We start from the raw sequence: 17179 nt of genomic DNA on the forward strand, positions 1-17179 counted from the left end.
CACCCATGTCCAAGTTTGAGGCCGATCAGGAATATATGTTCACGTTGCGTGAGAGCGTAAAGCTCGATGGCATCCGGTTCAGCCGAACCGAGACGCACTTCGCCAAGGGCTTGCTGCTCGCGGCGATGGTCGAACAGGAAGGGGAGAAGGTCATTGACACTGCCGTCCCCCGCTAACGACTTTCTCGTCAGCAATGACACGCTGCTGGACCCGCCCACGCTCACTGCGGTCTTTCAAGGGCTTTGGTTCCGCATTAAGGCGCTGCAAGAAATCGCGGCAGGCTTTGAGGACGCGGTTTCACAGAGCGCAATTGACCTTGCAACTGGCAAGCTCGATCTCGCGGTAAAGCCGGCGCTGGACACGCTCAATGCTCGGGTGGTTGAAATCACCGGGCTTATGTCCGACGCCGAGGATCGGCTTGCGGCGCTTCAAAACGGCGGTGTTGCCGCCGAAAACGTGCCGCTGGGGCCAATTGAGGGCTTCCCGGCAAACTCGAACGCAGCGCAGGCATTTGCGCTTGTTTCGAATGCCTTGAGCGGCCTCGGCGAAGTCCTTTCCGAACTTACGCCACTGGCCGAGGGGGCGCAGCAGCGTGACCAGAAAAACCAGCCCAACGGCTATGCCGGTTTGGCGGCAGATGGACTTCTTGCTCTTGCCGTTCGATCTTCAAAGGTAGTGCGGCAGGTTTTTACCACTTCCAGCAACTTCCTCAAGGAAGCTGATGATATCGGCTACCACGTGCTAGTTATCGGGGGAGGGCAGGGCGGATACAACGGCCAAACCGGCTCCACAAGTTCCGCTCGGGCTGGCGGAGCGGGCGGTGGGTGGACTGAGGCGTTTTTCCTGCCGTCCGATCTCGCGGCAAGCACCCCCGTTGTTGTTGGTGCGGGCGGCGCCCCGATGTGGGGCGAAGGCGGCAATAGCTCTTTCGGGTCGCTCCTTCTGGCGCTTGGAGGGAACACTTTCGCTAACCTTAGCGGCACATACAACACGAATAGCCTTAGCAGTATGGTTCAGGCGTCCGTGCTAGGAATGGTTCCCTTCTATGAGGGTCAGGATGGCAGAGGGGGAAGATACACGGCCAGCGGCGGTGGTTCCCCGAGCGGGGCCTCGGCTACGGGAAGATCGGGCGGCCTGCCCGGTATAGTGATAGGGGGCGGTGCACCAGGTGGTGCGCCTGGCTTCGCTGGTGCTCATGCCAACGTCCCTGGTGGTGGTGGCGGCGCTGGTGGCGCCGGCGGCGGCAACGGCGGGGACGGCATGGCTCCGGGGGGTGGCGGGGGCTGCGGGGGCAATAGTTCCGGCACCGGAGGCACCGCCGGCAACGGTGCCCGTGGCGAGGTCCGCGTCACTCGGTTCAAGAGGTAAGCCATGCGCGTTGCGATTATTGCAAACGGTAAGGTCACCAACGTTGCCGAGGCCGATCCTGAGCTCGCGGCGGGCATGGGCTGGCCGGAGATCCCGGCCAGCTTCGGCATCGACGATCTCTACAGCAAGGGGCAGTTCTCAAAGCCAAGCCCGCGGACGCTCACCCTCGCGGAGCGCAGCGAGCAGTTGATTCCGCGCCTCGGCCAGCGGTGGGACGCCGAAGAGAAAGGCGGCACGTCTGCCTTGGGCTGGACGGTGCGCACGGATGCCGAAGGCCAGGCCAAGATCACGGGCGGCATCGTGGCCTTCACCAACGACCCGACGCTCGGGTCGGTCCCTTACGAGTTGACACCGGGTGTTTGGCTGGACCTGGATGAACCTACTATGTGCGCCCTCGGCGTCGTCGTGGCGCAGCACGTCAAAGCTTGCGCCGCACGAGCCCGCGTGATCAGCGAGGCTATTCAGGCGGCGTCAACCCCCGCGGCTATGGACGCCGTCGAGGCCGAGATCGAGGTCCGCTGGCCCGAATGAGCGCATTCACCCAAGGCGGCATGATTTACCCCTTCCGCGCGGCGGATACGGGCGCCTGGGCCTGGGCGTTGGCAGAGCCGCTTGCTGTGAAGCGGGGGCTTTGCGGTGGCTTCACGATCACCGCGCCGGCCGGGTTTGTTACCGACCTCGGCGCGATCCTTCCGATCGCGCGGATCGTGGTCAACCCGGCTGACGCGCAGCTAGCGAAGGCTCCCGTCCTTCACGATCTCATCCAAGCCGAATTTTGCCCGGCGTATCAGCCGTTCGCCACAAGCCAGCTTTACTAGCGTCTACTGGCGATCGGCGCGCAAGCGCCGGGTGAACGCTGCGGCTGCGTGGGTGGAAAGGAACTATTGGTGAAAACAAAAACCCCGCCATCCGGAGAGGGCGAGGCTCATAGAAGGCGAGGGAGTTACCTCCCTCACAGTCCAAGATTTAGGCGATCGAGAAGTAGCCGTTCGCGAACGACACGTCTTCAGCGCTGACGCCGGTCAGGGTGATGGTGGTGCCATCGAAGGTGCCATCGGTTTCGCTACCATTGAAGGTTGCGTCTTCGATGTACAGCACGGTGTTCGCGCCCTGCTGCTGGATGAAGATCTCCTGGACGCCGATGGCGCCAACAGCGTCGGTGCCAATGTTCTCGTCATCAAGTTCGACAAGGCGGAAGCCCTGGCCAACATAGAGGAGATCGTCGCCAGCAGCGCCGAAGCCCGTGATCGAGCCGTTATCATCAGAAGCGAGGAAGATGTCGTTGTCAGCAGTAGCAATTTCTGCAGCGCCGCTGACGGTCACTGGCTCTTCGTAGCCGAGATCAGCAAACGCATCTTCAGCTGCAGCGATGTCAGCGTTGATTGCATCGAGACGATCAACCAGCTCCTGAGCTTCTTCGGCGTCGGCGCGGAGTTCCGCACGTTCGTCGACTTCAGCCTGAGCAGCTTCCACGTCATCACGAGCATCCACGAGATCGCCGTAAAGATCGGTCGGATCGATAGCAGCCAAGTCAGCGGTTTCGTCAGAAACCAGATCTTCAGCATCCGCCTCGGCTTCATCAGCGTCTACACGTGCCTGAATGGCAGCGAGCAGATCGGTGACGCCCGGATTGGTCTCCTCGCTTACGCCGTCAGCAAGCTCAAGGTCGCCGTCTGCGTTGACCACGATGAGGTCAGTAGGGGCACCGAGGCCTGCACCGTCAGCGTCGTAGGTTGCAGCACCAGTAGCAGCGCTAACAGCCAGCGTGCCAGTGTTCAGCACGCGGAAGCGAGCTTCTTCACCAGCCTGGTCTGCAGCAGCAAGATCAGCGGCAGCTTCGGCTTCGGCTTCAGCTTCAACAGCGGCTTCGTACTCAGCAATCGCTTCAGCAAGGCCGTCAACTTCAGCGATCTCTGCTTCAACAGCGTCCTGAGCGGCTTCAGCGTCGTCCAGGAGAGCGTTCAGAACACGGTCAGAGCCGTCAGCAGTGATATCTGCGTTGAGAGCAGCGTTAGCATCGCTCAGGTTGTCAAGAACGTCCTGTTCCGTTGTGTCGGTGGTCGGATCGTTATCCAGATCAAGCGAGGCCAGGAAGTCAACTTCAGCCTGGTTTGCACCAGCCAGCGTGTTGAGAGCGACGGTAACGTCGAAGTTTTCACCAGTGCCGATCGAAGCGATAAAGCCGTCGACCTGAGCCTGAGATGGGATGGTCGCATCGTCTTCGGTCACGACCGACAGGAAGAGACGGCCCTGGGCAGCTGCGTCCGAACCGGAGTAAGCAGCGCGTTCCTCAGCTGTGTCGAGCGAATCGGTGAACGACTGAGCGGCCGCAACCTTATTTTCGATCACTTCCTGATCAACGCCGGTAGCGCCGTCGATGATGCGGATAGCGATGTCCTGGAGCGAAGCATTGCCCGAGCGCAGCATCTCAACATAGAACAGCAGACCAGTGGGATCAGCGGCACGACCAAAGAGATCGATGAAAATCTGGTTGACCATGTCGGCATCGCCCATGCCTTCAAAGCGGGCGATGTACTCTGGCGAGCCCGACAGGGCGCCAACAGCGCTCAGGTCTTCGCCGTCGTTGGTTGCTGCAACGTAGAACTCATAACCCGCAGGATCGGCAGGACGGCCGAAGAGGGCAATGTAGACTTCCTGGATGGTAGCCATAGTTTTGTATTTCCTTTTCTGTGACCGACGTGGCCAAAGAGGTAGCGACGGTGGGATAGGCGCAACTAGGGAATTTATCTCCCCCGGTCCTCCAACCCCGTCGAGGTGCAAGCTATGTCTTTCACTGTAGAGTCGTCAAGTGTCAAAGTTACAGCATCACTGTACATCTTCGTCATTGAAAACAGTAGACTCTACCTTGGCCGGGCCATATAGTGCGGACAGTGAATTTTGTATGACGGGCCCGCTAAGTTGCGGTTGTCCGCGTAGTGTAAACTCTGCATGCAGTGCAGCGAAGTGAGAACGAGATGTATGGTAATCCTCAGAAGAGGCAGAAGGTAGAGGAAGTGGCTAAGCTACGGCAGGAAGCCGGGTTGTGGCTGAAGAGCTTGCGTGAGGCTGCTGGTTTGAGCCAGCGTGATCTCTCGCGGCACCTCGATTTGGATTACTACACCTTTATCTCACAAATTGAGTCAGGTAGAGGGCGCGTTCCACCCGATCAGTACGAGGCCATGTCGAAGGCCCTGAAGATCGAGCCGCATGACTTCGCCAAGACCATGCTTCGCTTCTACGATCCCATAACTCACGCCATGTTGTTTGGTGGGGATCCGAAGAAGTTTTCGCGCGCCACCGAGGTTAAGGACCCGCAAATTCATCAGATCGCCAAGAGGTTGGCGAAGTTGGAGGCGAGGCTCGAAGCCAAGATTGAAGCCAAGCTCGAAGAAAAGCTTGATGGCAAGCTCGAGGCCAAGCCTGAAGCTTAGCACGAACATAGAGCTCTACCTTATAAGGTGAGCTTGCAAGAAACCGCCTCCTGAATGGGCGGCCATGGAGCCCGGTGCCTTTTGGTGCCGGGCTTTTTCATGACGACATGTGCCACGCCTTCCTAGAAGGAGGCGCTCCGGCTTTGCTGCTCTATGTTTCCTTGCGCGGCTTTGGCTGCTTCGGCGGCTTGGCTTGCGGCAGTGAAATGCCGTGGGCAGCCTTGAAGTCAGCCTGGGTCTTGCGGGATACGGTGGAGCGGACTTCCGCCAGTTCCTCGGCCACCATGGGGTAGTTGTCGGGCAAGTTCCACATTGAGCGGTAGTGCTCAGGGGTGAGGCTGTGCAGTGAGCGCAGGTGGTGCTTCAGGCTTCGTAACTTTTTACCGCACACCAGGCACACGATGAAATCACGCCCGACAGACTCATCGAATTTGGCTGCCGGCTCCAGACCGGTGATGTTGCCTCCAGGCCCACCAGCTGCGGCCACGATCTCCAGTATCTTCGCAAAGACGGCGGAGACGTCCTCCAAAGGGGTCTTGTTGCCTGCCAGGTAGCCGCTCGCAACCGTGGCTGCGGCTTGGAAGACTTGAGCTTTAGTAAGCGTATCGGTCATGCCAGCTAATCTAAGAATGTTCGGGTGGGAGATCACGGTTTAACTAAGTTGACGGTAAGTGACAGTTAAGTATTGATTAATGCGTAGTGGTCGTGCCCTAATGCAGCCATCGGGAGGAGAGGACTGCAGTTGTGCGGCCCATGTACCCGACTCACTTACGGACGGGATAAATGGCAACAATTCAGGGTATCTATGTAGCGCTTTTCGGGCGCCCTGCAGACCCAGAGGGTCTTCAGTTTTGGTCGGGTCTGACCGACAACGGCAGTGACCTTACTGAACTGGTCGGGCGTTTGACTGCGGAGCCCGAGGCTCTGGCGCGGTTCGATAATCTTGACAGCGAAGCTGTTGTGCGGCTGATCTACCAATCCATCTTTGGTCGTGCACCTGATGCAGCAGGCCTTGCATTCTACATCGCACAGCTTGAATCGGGCGCTCAGTCGCTTGAGACTATTGCCATCAACATTCTCGATGGCGCTCGGGGTACTGACCTGGCGGTTGCCGAAAACAAGATCGAAACGGCCGACCTGTTCACGGCCAGCCTCGACACACCAGAAGAAATCGACGCCTACGTTGGTGACAACGCAGCGGACATCGCCCGCGAATTGCTTCAGGGCGTGACCGCTGATCCTGCCACCATCCCGACCCAGGCCGAGGTCGATGAAAAGGTAAAGCAGGTGGAAAGCGGCGAGCTAACGCCACCGGCAGATCCCGACACGCCCCCAACTGGCCCAAGCGATCCAGAGCCAGAGCCAGAGCCGCAGCCAGTAACCGAGAGCGTTATCACGCTTACCGGTGACGACGAGGCCGATGCGCAGGAATTTGGCCCTGGGGATCGTGGCGCCCCCACGTCCATTACGTCTGGCGATGGCTCCATCGTTCTCACGACGAACGCTGCTGGTGTTGTCGTGACTGGTCCTGAAGATCCTGACCGTGCCGTGCCGTACAACAGCTATCAGGGCTACAGCCTTGATTTTGACGGGGCACTCCCGGTTGATGCGGACTCGTCCGTTTCGGTGTCTTTGGAGTTTCACGTTGACAGCGAGTGGGAAGACGACGGGCAGGAGCAAGCTACCAGCTTCTGGCCTTTCGTCGCCGGGTCTCAGGAAGGTGCTGACATTGTCTACTATCCGATCCTGGAGTATGTAGACGCCGATGCTGCCGAAGTCATGACTGCGGAGTTCGAAGGTTCTGACCCTGCAACGGGCGCAGGGTTCCGGCTCTACAATTCGGACACGAAAACTTGGGACTTCAAAGCGTTTGAGGCTGATGGTTGGGTAGACATTCGTCTGGACCTCGGGGATGACGCGCAGACGTGGACGATCACATCAGGAAATGAGACGATCGTGTTCAATATCGATCAACCTTACACGACCGATGGGCTTCAGAGCCTGTCGTGGTTTGCATCGAACTTCGGCGACGTTGACGAAAGCTACGAAGTACGCAACCTCGTAGTTTCGACAACGACGTACCCGGACGCCGTCATCTAACCCACCCGGCGCCTAGCGCCCCCTAATCCGCTCCCTGAATGGCGGCCAGAAAGCCCGGTGTTCGCACCGGGCTTTTTCATGTTCAGGTTCCCGTCCCGCCCCAGTGGCGGACATCTGCCTGCCCTGATCGGCGGGGCTTTCTTTATTCCCACCACCCTTAAAGGATACCGCCATGAGCACACCCGTGTTCGGGATGACTTTCGCTCGCCCCGATGACGAACCCGTCCCGATCCTCGGCGCGGATTTCTCCAAAGCCCTTCTGATCGAAACCTCTGCAGACGCCGACGCGATCGTATTCCCCTTGGGGCAGCCAGTTCGCTTCTCGAGTACCGACGCGACGTTCACGTCCAAGCTGGGGACGGGCGCTCTGGCGGATGCGGTCAAGGGCATCAACGCCCAGCTGGGCCCGTTCAACATCGGTGCCGATGTCACCGTTGTCCGCGTGGCGGAAGGCGGATCGGTGGCAGCCACCGCCGCGAACATCGTGGCCGTCTTGGCTGATGTCGCCAGCATTGCCTCCGTAGTGAACGCGACACCTCGCCTGGTGTGGGCCGGTCGCACTGCCTGGCGGCCCGATGCGGACGCCGTCAATCCGGTGATTGCCGCACTTCCTGCTGCTCTCAACAGCCTCCTCGCCATTGCTGTGGTGGATGTGGATGACACCTCCGCGGCGAACGCCATTGATGCGCGCGAGACCATGAGTTCCGAACGGATCATTCCGGTGGGTGTGGCCGCTCGTGTCTATGAGGGCGAGACGATCGTCACCCGCCCTATGGGGCCGCGCATTCTTGGCCTCTTCATGCGCGCGGACAATGAAACCGGCGGTGATCCATTCGACCCGATTGCCAATCGCGCCGTCTACGGCTTGGCCGGCCTCTCCAGGAAGATCCCGTTCTCGCTGCTGGATGGCTCCACCGAAGGACAGCAGATGCTGGAGAGCGAGGTGTCGATTGTCGTTGCCGGCGAGAGTGGCGTTGATGGATCGATCGCCGATGGCGGGTTCTCATTCATCGGCACGGACAACACAACGACGGGTGAGTTGTGGAAGCAGATCCACCAGGTACGTGGAGCCGACTACATCACCGTTGAGCTGATGCAGATCACCCGCCAGTATCTGGGCAAGAAGGTCAGTGCCGATCTGGCCGAAGCTTGGATCCAGTCGATCAAATTCAAACTGCGCGACCACAAGGCCAACAACGACATTCTTGGCTATGACGTGCAGTTCCGGGCCGACAAGAACAGCCCCGAAATCATCCGCCTCGGTCATCTCACGGTGAATCTCGGCATCGAGCCGGCGCCAGCCTTCAAGGTTGCAAACCATGAAGTGCGCCGCTACCGCCCCGCGGTCGAAGGGCTGGTCGCGGACATCATCGCCCGTCTCAACGCTGTCGCGTAAGGAACCGCACCAATGGCACAATCTGCTCTCTACCTTCTCACGGCCGTTGATGTGCGTCGGCTGTCGCAGACCGACAGTTCGCGTGCAATCACGATCGCCACGCTGACCATGCCGTCGCTCACCCTTTCCACGGCCGAGCACAATCCGGGCGGCGGGGTCGGTGCCATCAACTTCTCCATGCCCCGCATTGAGGCTCCTGAACCAGCCTTCAGCGCCAAGGGCATCGACACCGACATCTTTACGGGCTTCGGCGAAGTGGACCGGTGGGTATTCGCCGGTGCCTACAAGAAGCGCGGCCCCGGCGGCGGTCGCGACGTTCCCGCTCGCGCTATCATCGAAGGTGCGATCACGACCTGGGAGCCTGATGAAAGTGATCCGGCTGAGTTCGCTGGGTCGACCCACACCTTCAACGAGATCACCCACTACGAGCTCGTCATGGATGGAACCGAGCTGTTCTACTGGGACGCCTGGGAGCGGATCATCCGGTTTGGCGGCAAGGACTTGTTTGCCGGCACGCGCACGGCGCTGGGGGCATAGGCCATGGCTGAAATCAAGAAAACGTCCGTCACCGTCGATCTGGACTATCCCCTCGAGCATGAGGGGCGAGAGGTCAAAACCCTCTCATTCCGCCGCATGAAGGCCAAGGATGCTCTGGTCGCGGAAGGAGAGAACAACCAAGCCAAGGCGGGATATCTGCTTTTCGCGGCACTGGCTGGTGTCGACGTCGAGCTGATCATGGAGCTCGACATCGAAGATCTGGAGAAGATCGGGGAGGCGATCACACCCCTGATGGGAAAGTCCGCAGCGGTCGCACTGGAAGAGCGGAAGAGGGCAGCAGGTCCATCCAGTGGCGCGACCTGATCTTCGCTATGGCGGAGCGGAGTAACACATCCATCGACGCCGTCGAGGAGTGGGATGTCGACAAGCTGGTGGACTACTCCAGGACGGCTGCAAAGGCGCTCAAGCGGTCACGACCAAAGCAGCAGCCCTAAGCCTACGCCCCCGTTTAGGAGCCAGTATGGCCACTCTACAGTCTAGCCTGATCTTGTCGCTTATAGATCGGGTGACAGCACCGGCGCGTGGCATTTCGGCTGCGATGAATGGTCTGCAAGGGCAGATCGCCGCAAACAATCAGCGAATGGCTGCGATGCAGGGGCAGCTCTTCGGGGCGGCCGCCGCTGGCTATGCTCTGTACAGAGGGCTGTCTGCTCCGATCACGGCTGCTGCCGACTTCGAAGCATCCATGAACCGGGTCGAGGCCGCCCTCAGCCCCACCAACGCTGAGTTCGCAGCGTTAGGGCAGCTGGCCAAGGACATGGGTCGGACTACCCAGTACTCGGTCAATGAGTCCGCGCTTGCAATCGAGATGTTGGCGAAGAACGGCCTCGATGCTGCGTCAATCCTCGGTGGCGCGCTCAAGGTTTCCATGGATGTGGCTGCATCGAGCGGCACGGACCTATCCACTGCGGCCGATATCACCACTGACATCATGGCGAACTTCAAGCTCCGCGCCGACCAGATGTCGGAAGCCGCCAATGGCATCGCGGGCGTCTTGATCCAGAGCAAGTTCGGTATTGATGACTATCGGCTCGCCCTGGCTCAGGCTGGCGGTGTCGCTGGTGGGTTTGGCGTCACACTCGATGACTTCAACACCAGCATCGCAGCAACGTCCTCGTACTTTGCCAGCGGTTCGGATGCAGGAACCAGCTTCAAGACATTCCTGCAGCGCCTTGTTCCAGCTTCCAAGCCCGCGGCGAGAGCCATGCGGAAAATGGGTCTCGAGTTTTTCGACGCCAACGGCAACATGAAGTCGATGGCTGAGATCTCGCAGGAGCTCAAGGACGGGCTGGAAGGCCTCAGTGACCAGGCTAAGAACGAGTATCTGCAAGACATCTTTGGGACGGACGCCATTCGCACCGCTATTGCCCTAGCAGAGGTGGGTTCCAAGGAGTTTGAAGACCTTCAAGCCATCATCAAGAACACCAGTGCCCAGGAACAAGCCGCGGCCCGCATGAAGGGGTTCTGGGGTACAGTGGAGCGCCTGAAATCCTCATTGGATTTGCTGGCCACCGTAGTGGGCGAGGCCTTGCTGCCGGCCATGACCCGGATCGCTGACGCTCTTATCCCCATCGTAGATCGAGTGATCGCGTTCGCTGAGGCAAACCCCATCCTCACTGCTGCCCTGGTTGGCACCACAGCCGCACTGGTCGGATTGCGGGTAGCGGCCATCGCAGCTCAGTTCGCTCTGCTTTGGATGAAAGGTGGGGTCTTGAGCCTTGGGCTTGTGGCTGTAAAGGCGGGGGCAGGTGTGTTGGCACTGCTGAACCCGCTCAACCTGGTCAAGAACGCTCTGCTTGCGCTGCGCTTCGCGGTGATCAGCACCGGAATTGGTGCGCTCCTGGTCGGAGTAGCGATGGCTGGCACCTGGATCTACAACAACTGGTTTGGCCTGGCGGAAATGTTCACGGCATTCGGCGCCGCCTTCATGGCTGCGGTCGGGCCACTCGCCCCAGTGTTGCAGCCCATCATTGACGCGGTTGGAACACTCAGCGCCCAGTTCGCCGGGCTAACGGGTGAGATGAACGGTGCAGCCTGGACGCAATGGGGCGCTCAAGCCGGGTTAGCTGTTGGCGCATTCGTGGCCACTGCCATTGCCAACTTCAATCGGCTTGTATTGGCGGCTCAATCGGTCCCTGCGCGTCTTGGGCAACTCGGGAGCCAGATATCGGCCGTCTTCTCCAGCATCAATCTCTCAGCGATCGGTGCTCAAATCATCCAGTCCCTTTGGGATGGGATCGCCGCGAAGTGGGAAGAGTTCATGGCTTGGCTGAGAGGTCTGCCGGGACAGATCGGCGCTGTCTTTTCGGGCGTGCCCGGCATGGTCGGCGGGCTGTTTGGCGGAGGGCAGGGCAACACAGCGCTGAGTGGTCCCGCAACGCCGCCAGCGGGCGCTACTGGGCAGCCGGGAACTTACGGCGGTGGGTTCGCTGCTGGTGGTCCAATCGTCGGTGGCACAACCTACCTCGTCGGTGAGGAAGGGCCGGAGCTGATTACTCCGAACCGCTCCGGGTTTGTGCACACTGCACCGCAAACGCAAGCCATGTTGGGTGGTGGTCGCGGCGCCACCATCAGCTTCGGCAACATCATCATCCAAGGCGGGGCGAACGCCAGTGCCCAGGACATCGCCCAAGAGTTCGGCCGGCAGATCCGGGAGGCCTTCAGCGGCATCCAAACCGACACGGAATGGGGAGTGGCGTAGTGCTCTATTCCATTGGTTCACTCACGCTCGACACCCGGCCGTTCAGCGTTGATGACGTCGCTCGCTCGGCGGCGGCTGACTTCGCCACCAAGCCGTTGATGGGCTCTCTGCCGGGCCGCGAGTTCATGGGGGAGGGGGATGACAAGATCACCCTCTCCGGCCAACTGCTGCCGTTCAAAACCGGTGGGTTGACGGAGCTCGAGGTAGCGCATGGCTTCCGTCGATCTGGGCAGAGGCTTCCGGTGATGCGTGGCGATGGCAAAATGTTCGGGTGGTTCGCCATCGAGAGCATTCAGGAGAACCACAGCGACCTGATGCGCGACGGCGTTGGCTTCGTCGTTAAGCACACGATCAGCCTGGTGAAGGTCGGACCGGAAGGGGCCTCGCCGAATATCATCGGATCGATCCTGTCCTTGTTCGGCGCGATGGGGCGCTGAGATGCAGAGCTTCACCATTACTCGCCCGAACATGACCGTCGATCTGCTGTTGTTCCAGGCCTATGGGCCCGCAGGACAAGCTCTGCTGGAGAGTGCGCTGGTGCTCAATCCGGGCCTTGCGGACTTGGGCCCAATGATCCCGCTCGGCACTACGGTTACAATTCCGGACAGGCCGGCGAGCGATCCGTTCCGCGCTCGCCCCGTCGTTTCACTATTTGGATGACCTATGGCTTGGACAGTCTCGTGGAAGGTGTTTGTCGATGGTCAGGATATGACCGACGGCATGCGCCCGTTTCTCACTGGCATCACCGTGTCCGACAAGGACGGCACCGCCAGCGATACATGCTCATTGGATTTTGACGATAGCGGCGGCCAGCTGAAGCTCCCTAAAGACGGCGCCAAGGTGCAGGTCTATCTGCAGGGTGCCGTGGTTTTCTCAGGCACTGTGGATTCCGTGCGGTCATCTGGATCCCGGGGTAGTGGACGCATCTTGAAGGTCACGGCCAAGGGCTTTGATGCAAAGGGCAAGGTCAAGGAGCCCCAGTCGCACCATATGGACGACGCAACTCTGCAGCAGTTCCTGGACAAAGCGGCTGGTAGGGCGGGGCTCTCCATGGTCATTGACCCGGCCTTTGCCGAGATAACGCGCGACTACTGGTCAGCTGATGCGTCGAGCTTCCTGCACATGGGCCAGAAGCTGGCGCGCGAACTGGGCGCTACGTTCAAGATCCGCGGCGACAAAGCGGTGCTGGCCAAGCGCGGCAGCGGTGAAAGCGCAGGTGGCGGCACAATGCCGATCGTTGTCGGGCGGGTGCCCGGCAACGTCATCAGCTGGGACATCGCTCCGCTGACCACTCGGCGCACGTTCAAGTCGGGGTTAAGTCGGTATTTCGACCGCCCATCCGCTTCATTCAAAGCCGTGAGCGCCGATACTGAGATCGATGGCGCCGACGCGATCAATGAAGTCCGCTCGCTCGCAGCAGACGAGGCCCAGGCTCAAGGCATTGCCGAAGGTCGCAAGAGCGACAGCAAGCGCGAAGGTGGGGAGGGGACAGTAGAACTGGACCTCGAGGTCACCGCCCAAGCCGAAGGGACCTTCATGCTCTCAGGTGCTCGGCCCGGCGTTGACGGGTCCTACCGAATTGCAGGCGTGACACATAAAGCGGATCGCGGCGGTGGGTCCACGACCTCTCTCGAGCTCAAGCAACCAGAGAGCGGTGCAGGTAAGGACGATCGAGAGCCTGCGACTGCCAGCCTCTCGCTGTAAGTGGGCGATACGAACTCCGATCAAGGATGGTCACGCTACGCCTCACTAAAAGAGGGAAGGTGTGGGGTCACCGGTGCCGAGTAGCTCAACATAGCTTTCCGCCAAGGCAGCGAGTTCCTCACGTCCGACTTCATTAGGATCAGCAGCCCTCAGGTACTCACGGCCAATATCTGCAGCGTTGTCGCCTTGATAGAGAAGGATCTCCAGCGGCGTGTCCAAAGCTCTGGTGAAACGGACTGAGGCGTCGTACTTGAAAAACATTGTATCGCGGTCTGGCCCAGCGGATTGGGCGCCGGAAAAGATCTCCAGTGCCAGATCAGCCATGTCTACGCCGGCTTCATATCGCCCGGTATAGAATGCGAGCCCCTCGGGATCCGCTGGGCGGTTGAACAGGTTCATATACATCTGGTTGATGTAATCGGCAGGGCCGAGATGCTCGCCGAAGAACTGCTGGTATTCGTCCGATGACGTTATGTTTTGGACGGCCTCCGGGTTAATCCAGGTGTAATCATCGGGACCTCGGAGCCATTCCGCTCCGGCGGGATCCACGGGACGGCCGAAGAGGGCGATGTAAAGAACGTCAGGTCCGAACATCCATGAGGTCATTAGCTCAGCGCTCCTAAGTTCTGGTGCTGTGCAAGCTATTTGTGTCCCGCCGTCGAGTCTACGATTATTCCCCGTACAGCCGGAGCTCCTCAGTCATGGGGGCTATCATCTTCGGCAGCAGGGCATCCCCCCGACTCATCACTAGATCAGACTTCCAAGTGAAACGAGGGAGAAGCCCGCATCCGCAGTGGCGAGCCTCGTTGATGCTTTTGTCTAACTGCCGGAGACCCCAGCGAGAGCGGGCGTCACAGTAGAGTTTTCCACACTGCCTGATATTGCGGGCCGCCAAGGGTTGCCATGTGAGTAACTAAGTACTTTCATTGAGGCGCGGTTGATATGCGCGCCAGTTCATGGCGCTCATTCATGGTGCGAGGAGGTACATTTTGATTAGTATTCAATCTATCTATATTGCTTTGTTTGGTCGTCCAGCGGACCCGGGTGGGTTGGAGTATTGGACGCAGCAGACGAACGGTGGAACTGATCTTTCTTCTTTGATTGGACGACTTACTGACTCGCCGGAGTATAAGGCTCGGATTGAGAATCTGTCGCCGGAGGAAGTAATCAGCTCCATCTATCAATCGCTATTCGGCCGGCAGCCGGATGCGGAGGGCTTGGAGTTCTACCGTTCTCTGCTCGAGGATGGCGGGAGCGGGATCGAGACCATCGCTATCGACATCTTGGCTGGCTCGCAGGGGTCAGACGCGGTCGTAGTTGAGAACAGGGTCGAAGTTGCCAATATCTTCACGGCTAGCCTCGATACGCCCGAAGAAATCGCCGCGTATGTCGGTGATGCCGCGGCGGACATCGCGCGTGAATTGATCCAGGGCGTCACCGCCGATCCGGCGACCATTCCGACCCAGGAAGAAATCGAAGACACCGTCGAGCACGTGGAGACGGGTGTAGACCCTGCGCCGCCTACACCGCCGACACCACCAACGCCGCCGACCCAGCCCGGGGATGACCCGGATCCTGAGTATGTTGTAAGCCCGCAGCGCATCGGCACTGTAGCTGCGGAAGGCGATGATACCATGTATGCCGGCAGCAGCCCTGCCACCGATTTCGCTATTGTAGATATCGACGTTGACATGAACGGCCAGGCAGACATCATTCTTGGGCTCGGCGGTCAGCAACGCAACGGCCCGGCCATCTTCACCCCTGAGGTAAACGGCAAAATGGTCGTGGATGGTGGCATCACGCCAGCGCTGAAGTGGTCGGTTGAAAGCTCCGATGGCAAGACGCTTGCCCAGATCCTGGAGGACTTCGACGTCAAGCTGCTGGTGGATACTGACGGAGACCCCGCAACGCCCGGCGTGACAACCTTCACCGCTGTGCTGGACGCGATTACTGGAACAATCGATTGGGCATTCTCCGATATTAACGGCCCGCGGACCATCTCCGATGATGCTGGCAACGCGAGCGTGTCTCAGAACGTCGAAGTGTTGTCATGGATGTTGCCAGACACTGACGGCAAGTTGTTCGGTGACGCGGCCCCCGTTGGCGACGGCGACTACACCGTGAAACTTGCGCTCTACGAGAAAGGCGATACCGCCATTATCGGCTCAAGCACCGTCGTGTTCGACGTCGACGCCGTATAACCACCAGGGCGCAAGCCCCCACTAACACCGCCTCCTGAATGGCGGCTAGAAAGCCCGGTGTTCGCATCGGGCTTTTTCATGTCCAGTTCCTGGGCCGTAGTTATCGGAGCTGGTTTCGGGTTGGTGGCGCTTTCGAGGGCGTTGTTCCGGCTCTGAGCTCAGCCGGTTATGGCGAATTGCTGGCCAGAAATAAAACCTCGAAGAACGGCAGGTAAAAGCGCCTGCCATTTCCCCCGATTCAACGGCAGGCGCCCTGCCTCTAATGGAGGTTGGGCCACGAGGCGTAACCAGCATAGCGCCATCCACCCGCAAGGCGAAGGCTTGGCAGAGAAAGAGGCCTAGCGAGGGAGGTCGCCAAGGCTAGAGGAGGAAGGTGCAGGGGACAATCTGCGACAAGACAACCGTTGGCAAACCAGAGTTCCGCTGATTAACGCAGACAACTGCAGGGGCAGACAAAAGCGCCCGCCCTATGGTGAGGGCGGGCGCAAGGTTTGTACCAGGTTCGCGCGTAATCAGTACATGCCACGCACCTGAACCTTGCCACACATTAGTGAACGCGACCTTACATAAGCGATTGGGTGCGGCGCTTGCCATTTCCCCTCGGCAACGGCAAGCGCCCGCCCCAAGGAGTGCGGTCCCGAGGCCACACCAGTATAGCCTATCCCAACCCGCTTCGGCGGGCTTTTCTTTGCCCCCAACATCACAGGTGAACCATGACGCGTAAAGTCAACGCGGCAACTCTCGCGCACATCAAAGCGTCAGAGGGGCTGCGCCTCAATGCCTACCCCGACCCGGGCTCGCGCAATGGCGATCCATGGACCATTGGCTACGGCTCGACGGCCGGCGTTCGCAAGGGCGACACGATCACTGAAGCGGAATCCGAACGGCGTCTGGTGATTGATCTCACCCACGCCGAGAACGCGGTAGCCCGGCTGGTCAAGGTGCCGCTGAATGATAACCAATTCGGCGCTCTGGCGAGCTTTGTCTTCAACATCGGGTCAGAGGCCTTCAAGAACTCGACGCTGCTGCGCAAGCTCAATGCCGGCGACTATGCCGCTGTGCCATCCGAGCTTGCCCGGTGGAACAAGAACGACGGCGCTGTGATGGCGGGGCTTACCAAGCGCCGTGCTGCCGAGGCGGCACTCTGGCGCGCGCCAGTGTCCACCGTGCCCAACGACGACATTCCCCACCATCCCGTCCCGCCTAATGTGCCGGTCATTGACCTTCCCGACCCACCGGAGGGCGGCAAGTTTCCAGCCTGGCTGTGGGTCATCGCCGTTCTGGCCCTTCTGGCCATCGTCGGCCTTTTCGCTCGGTTCTAAGCGCAAGGAGCGCATCATCATGATCGGCAACAACATCGTTCTGGGCTGGCTCTGGCGCCGGGCTCAGGAACTGGGCGGCCTCGGTGGCACCCTGGCGTTCCTCTACCTGTCGCTTCCGCCCGAGGGGAAGGAGGCCATCAATCAGATCTTCGCCGGTGGCTGGCAGAACGTGTCGCTCGGGGCGGTGGCAACCATTGCCCTCTATCTCTGGAGCCAGTGGAAGTCTTGGCACTCCACTGTCCGCCCGCAGGTGGTCACCGCCGACGCGCAGCAGATCATGCTGCCCAAGGAGAGCGTGGCTGCAGCCAAGGTAGAGGCTATTGCCAAGGCTGCTCCGGTGCCGCGCTCGCGCACCATCATCGACATGGTCCGCGGTAGGTAGCCATGCTCACCCTACG

The 17179-nt window shown here is 60.0% G+C and carries 19 protein-coding genes; 16 read left to right on the forward strand and 3 right to left on the reverse strand.

Going from position 1 to position 17179, the window contains the following annotated elements:
• Positions 1 to 5: 5 nt before the first annotated feature.
• The 4 genes from HRU92_RS05160 to HRU92_RS05175 are packed head-to-tail and all read left to right on the forward strand — an operon-like array spanning position 6 to position 2186.
• Entirely contained in the window at positions 6 to 176 is a 171-nt protein-coding gene (locus HRU92_RS05160) for a hypothetical protein (protein WP_173087712.1), read from the forward strand.
• The gene (locus HRU92_RS05165) at positions 154 to 1368 is read left to right on the forward strand and encodes a hypothetical protein (RefSeq protein ID WP_173087714.1); all 1215 of its coding nucleotides are present in this window, start codon (positions 154 to 156) and stop codon (positions 1366 to 1368) included. Before HRU92_RS05160 ends, HRU92_RS05165 begins: the two co-directional genes overlap by 23 nt.
• A 3-nt stretch (positions 1369 to 1371) precedes the next feature.
• Entirely contained in the window at positions 1372 to 1899 is a 528-nt protein-coding gene (locus HRU92_RS05170; RefSeq protein WP_173087716.1) for a DUF4376 domain-containing protein, read from the forward strand.
• A complete protein-coding gene (locus HRU92_RS05175) occupies positions 1896 to 2186 on the forward strand; it encodes a DUF1353 domain-containing protein (RefSeq protein WP_173087718.1) in 291 nt (96 codons plus the stop codon). The genes HRU92_RS05170 and HRU92_RS05175 overlap by 4 nt, the downstream gene beginning before the upstream one ends.
• Before the next feature lie 148 nt (positions 2187 to 2334).
• On the opposite strand, the gene HRU92_RS05180 is transcribed toward HRU92_RS05175, so the two are convergent.
• Entirely contained in the window at positions 2335 to 4038 is a 1704-nt protein-coding gene (locus tag HRU92_RS05180; RefSeq protein WP_173087719.1) for a DUF4214 domain-containing protein, read from the reverse strand.
• A gap of 305 nt (positions 4039 to 4343) precedes the next feature.
• On the opposite strand from HRU92_RS05180, the gene HRU92_RS20835 reads away from it, so the two are divergent.
• On the forward strand, positions 4344 to 4799 hold the full coding sequence (locus HRU92_RS20835) for a helix-turn-helix transcriptional regulator (protein WP_172123228.1): 456 nt from the start codon (positions 4344 to 4346) through the stop codon (positions 4797 to 4799).
• Between the two features lie 151 nt (positions 4800 to 4950).
• Here HRU92_RS20835 and HRU92_RS05190 read toward each other — a convergent pair whose 3' ends face one another.
• Complete coding sequence (locus HRU92_RS05190; RefSeq protein WP_173087721.1) at positions 4951 to 5412, reverse strand: MucR family transcriptional regulator; 462 nt, start codon at positions 5410 to 5412, stop codon at positions 4951 to 4953.
• 170 nt (positions 5413 to 5582) lie between these two features.
• Here HRU92_RS05190 and HRU92_RS05195 point away from each other — a divergent pair, with 170 nt between their 5' ends.
• From HRU92_RS05195 to HRU92_RS05230, 8 genes are all read left to right on the forward strand, one after another.
• Positions 5583 to 6899: a DUF4214 domain-containing protein gene (locus tag HRU92_RS05195; RefSeq protein ID WP_173087723.1), complete on the forward strand. Its 1317-nt coding sequence runs from the start codon at positions 5583 to 5585 to the stop codon at positions 6897 to 6899.
• A 172-nt stretch (positions 6900 to 7071) separates the two neighbouring features.
• On the forward strand, positions 7072 to 8295 hold the full coding sequence (locus HRU92_RS05200; protein WP_173087725.1) for a phage tail protein: 1224 nt from the start codon (positions 7072 to 7074) through the stop codon (positions 8293 to 8295).
• A gap of 12 nt (positions 8296 to 8307) precedes the next feature.
• On the forward strand, positions 8308 to 8832 hold the full coding sequence (locus HRU92_RS05205) for a phage major tail tube protein (RefSeq protein WP_173087727.1): 525 nt from the start codon (positions 8308 to 8310) through the stop codon (positions 8830 to 8832).
• Between the two features lie 3 nt (positions 8833 to 8835).
• Positions 8836 to 9156 (forward strand): phage tail assembly protein, encoded by a 321-nt coding sequence (locus tag HRU92_RS05210; RefSeq protein WP_173087729.1) that lies wholly within the window; start codon positions 8836 to 8838, stop codon positions 9154 to 9156.
• A 157-nt stretch (positions 9157 to 9313) separates the two neighbouring features.
• A complete protein-coding gene (locus tag HRU92_RS05215) occupies positions 9314 to 11554 on the forward strand; it encodes a phage tail tape measure protein (RefSeq protein ID WP_173087731.1) in 2241 nt (746 codons plus the stop codon).
• Positions 11554 to 11991 (forward strand): phage tail protein, encoded by a 438-nt coding sequence (locus HRU92_RS05220; RefSeq protein ID WP_173087733.1) that lies wholly within the window; start codon positions 11554 to 11556, stop codon positions 11989 to 11991. The genes HRU92_RS05215 and HRU92_RS05220 overlap by 1 nt, the downstream gene beginning before the upstream one ends.
• 1 nt (position 11992) lies before the next feature.
• Entirely contained in the window at positions 11993 to 12214 is a 222-nt protein-coding gene (locus tag HRU92_RS05225) for a tail protein X (protein ID WP_173087735.1), read from the forward strand.
• A 48-nt stretch (positions 12215 to 12262) separates the two neighbouring features.
• A complete protein-coding gene (locus HRU92_RS05230; RefSeq protein ID WP_248306958.1) occupies positions 12263 to 13258 on the forward strand; it encodes a late control D family protein in 996 nt (331 codons plus the stop codon).
• Between the two features lie 45 nt (positions 13259 to 13303).
• Here the strand turns inward: HRU92_RS05230 and HRU92_RS05235 are convergent, their stop codons facing one another.
• Positions 13304 to 13864: a DUF4214 domain-containing protein gene (locus tag HRU92_RS05235; RefSeq protein ID WP_173087739.1), complete on the reverse strand. Its 561-nt coding sequence runs from the start codon at positions 13862 to 13864 to the stop codon at positions 13304 to 13306.
• 383 nt (positions 13865 to 14247) lie between these two features.
• Here HRU92_RS05235 and HRU92_RS05240 point away from each other — a divergent pair, with 383 nt between their 5' ends.
• The 3 genes from HRU92_RS05240 to HRU92_RS05250 all read left to right on the forward strand — a co-directional run bounded on the left by HRU92_RS05240 (position 14248) and on the right by HRU92_RS05250 (position 17163).
• On the forward strand, positions 14248 to 15459 hold the full coding sequence (locus tag HRU92_RS05240; protein ID WP_173087741.1) for a DUF4214 domain-containing protein: 1212 nt from the start codon (positions 14248 to 14250) through the stop codon (positions 15457 to 15459).
• A 713-nt stretch (positions 15460 to 16172) separates the two neighbouring features.
• Positions 16173 to 16781 (forward strand): lysozyme, encoded by a 609-nt coding sequence (locus HRU92_RS05245; RefSeq protein ID WP_173087743.1) that lies wholly within the window; start codon positions 16173 to 16175, stop codon positions 16779 to 16781.
• Between the two features lie 19 nt (positions 16782 to 16800).
• On the forward strand, positions 16801 to 17163 hold the full coding sequence (locus HRU92_RS05250) for a hypothetical protein (protein ID WP_173087745.1): 363 nt from the start codon (positions 16801 to 16803) through the stop codon (positions 17161 to 17163).
• Positions 17164 to 17179 lie beyond the last annotated feature (16 nt).

Origin of the sequence: Devosia sp. 1635 (assembly GCF_013185955.1) — a bacterium.
Classification (GTDB): Bacteria; Pseudomonadota; Alphaproteobacteria; order Rhizobiales; family Devosiaceae; genus Devosia.

Coding starts and splice junctions, on each gene's coding strand:
- HRU92_RS05160 (WP_173087712.1), top strand. CDS start 6: ATGTCCAAGTTTGAGGCCGATCAGGAATATATGTTCACGTTGCGTGAG.
- HRU92_RS05170 (WP_173087716.1), top strand. CDS start 1,372: ATGCGCGTTGCGATTATTGCAAACGGTAAGGTCACCAACGTTGCCGAG.
- HRU92_RS05175 (WP_173087718.1), top strand. CDS start 1,896: ATGAGCGCATTCACCCAAGGCGGCATGATTTACCCCTTCCGCGCGGCG.
- HRU92_RS05180 (WP_173087719.1), bottom strand. CDS start 4,038: ATGGCTACCATCCAGGAAGTCTACATTGCCCTCTTCGGCCGTCCTGCC.
- HRU92_RS20835 (WP_172123228.1), top strand. CDS start 4,344: ATGTATGGTAATCCTCAGAAGAGGCAGAAGGTAGAGGAAGTGGCTAAG.
- HRU92_RS05190 (WP_173087721.1), bottom strand. CDS start 5,412: ATGACCGATACGCTTACTAAAGCTCAAGTCTTCCAAGCCGCAGCCACG.
- HRU92_RS05195 (WP_173087723.1), top strand. CDS start 5,583: ATGGCAACAATTCAGGGTATCTATGTAGCGCTTTTCGGGCGCCCTGCA.
- HRU92_RS05200 (WP_173087725.1), top strand. CDS start 7,072: ATGAGCACACCCGTGTTCGGGATGACTTTCGCTCGCCCCGATGACGAA.
- HRU92_RS05205 (WP_173087727.1), top strand. CDS start 8,308: ATGGCACAATCTGCTCTCTACCTTCTCACGGCCGTTGATGTGCGTCGG.
- HRU92_RS05210 (WP_173087729.1), top strand. CDS start 8,836: ATGGCTGAAATCAAGAAAACGTCCGTCACCGTCGATCTGGACTATCCC.
- HRU92_RS05215 (WP_173087731.1), top strand. CDS start 9,314: ATGGCCACTCTACAGTCTAGCCTGATCTTGTCGCTTATAGATCGGGTG.
- HRU92_RS05225 (WP_173087735.1), top strand. CDS start 11,993: ATGCAGAGCTTCACCATTACTCGCCCGAACATGACCGTCGATCTGCTG.
- HRU92_RS05230 (WP_248306958.1), top strand. CDS start 12,263: ATGACCGACGGCATGCGCCCGTTTCTCACTGGCATCACCGTGTCCGAC.
- HRU92_RS05235 (WP_173087739.1), bottom strand. CDS start 13,864: ATGACCTCATGGATGTTCGGACCTGACGTTCTTTACATCGCCCTCTTC.
- HRU92_RS05245 (WP_173087743.1), top strand. CDS start 16,173: ATGACGCGTAAAGTCAACGCGGCAACTCTCGCGCACATCAAAGCGTCA.
- HRU92_RS05250 (WP_173087745.1), top strand. CDS start 16,801: ATGATCGGCAACAACATCGTTCTGGGCTGGCTCTGGCGCCGGGCTCAG.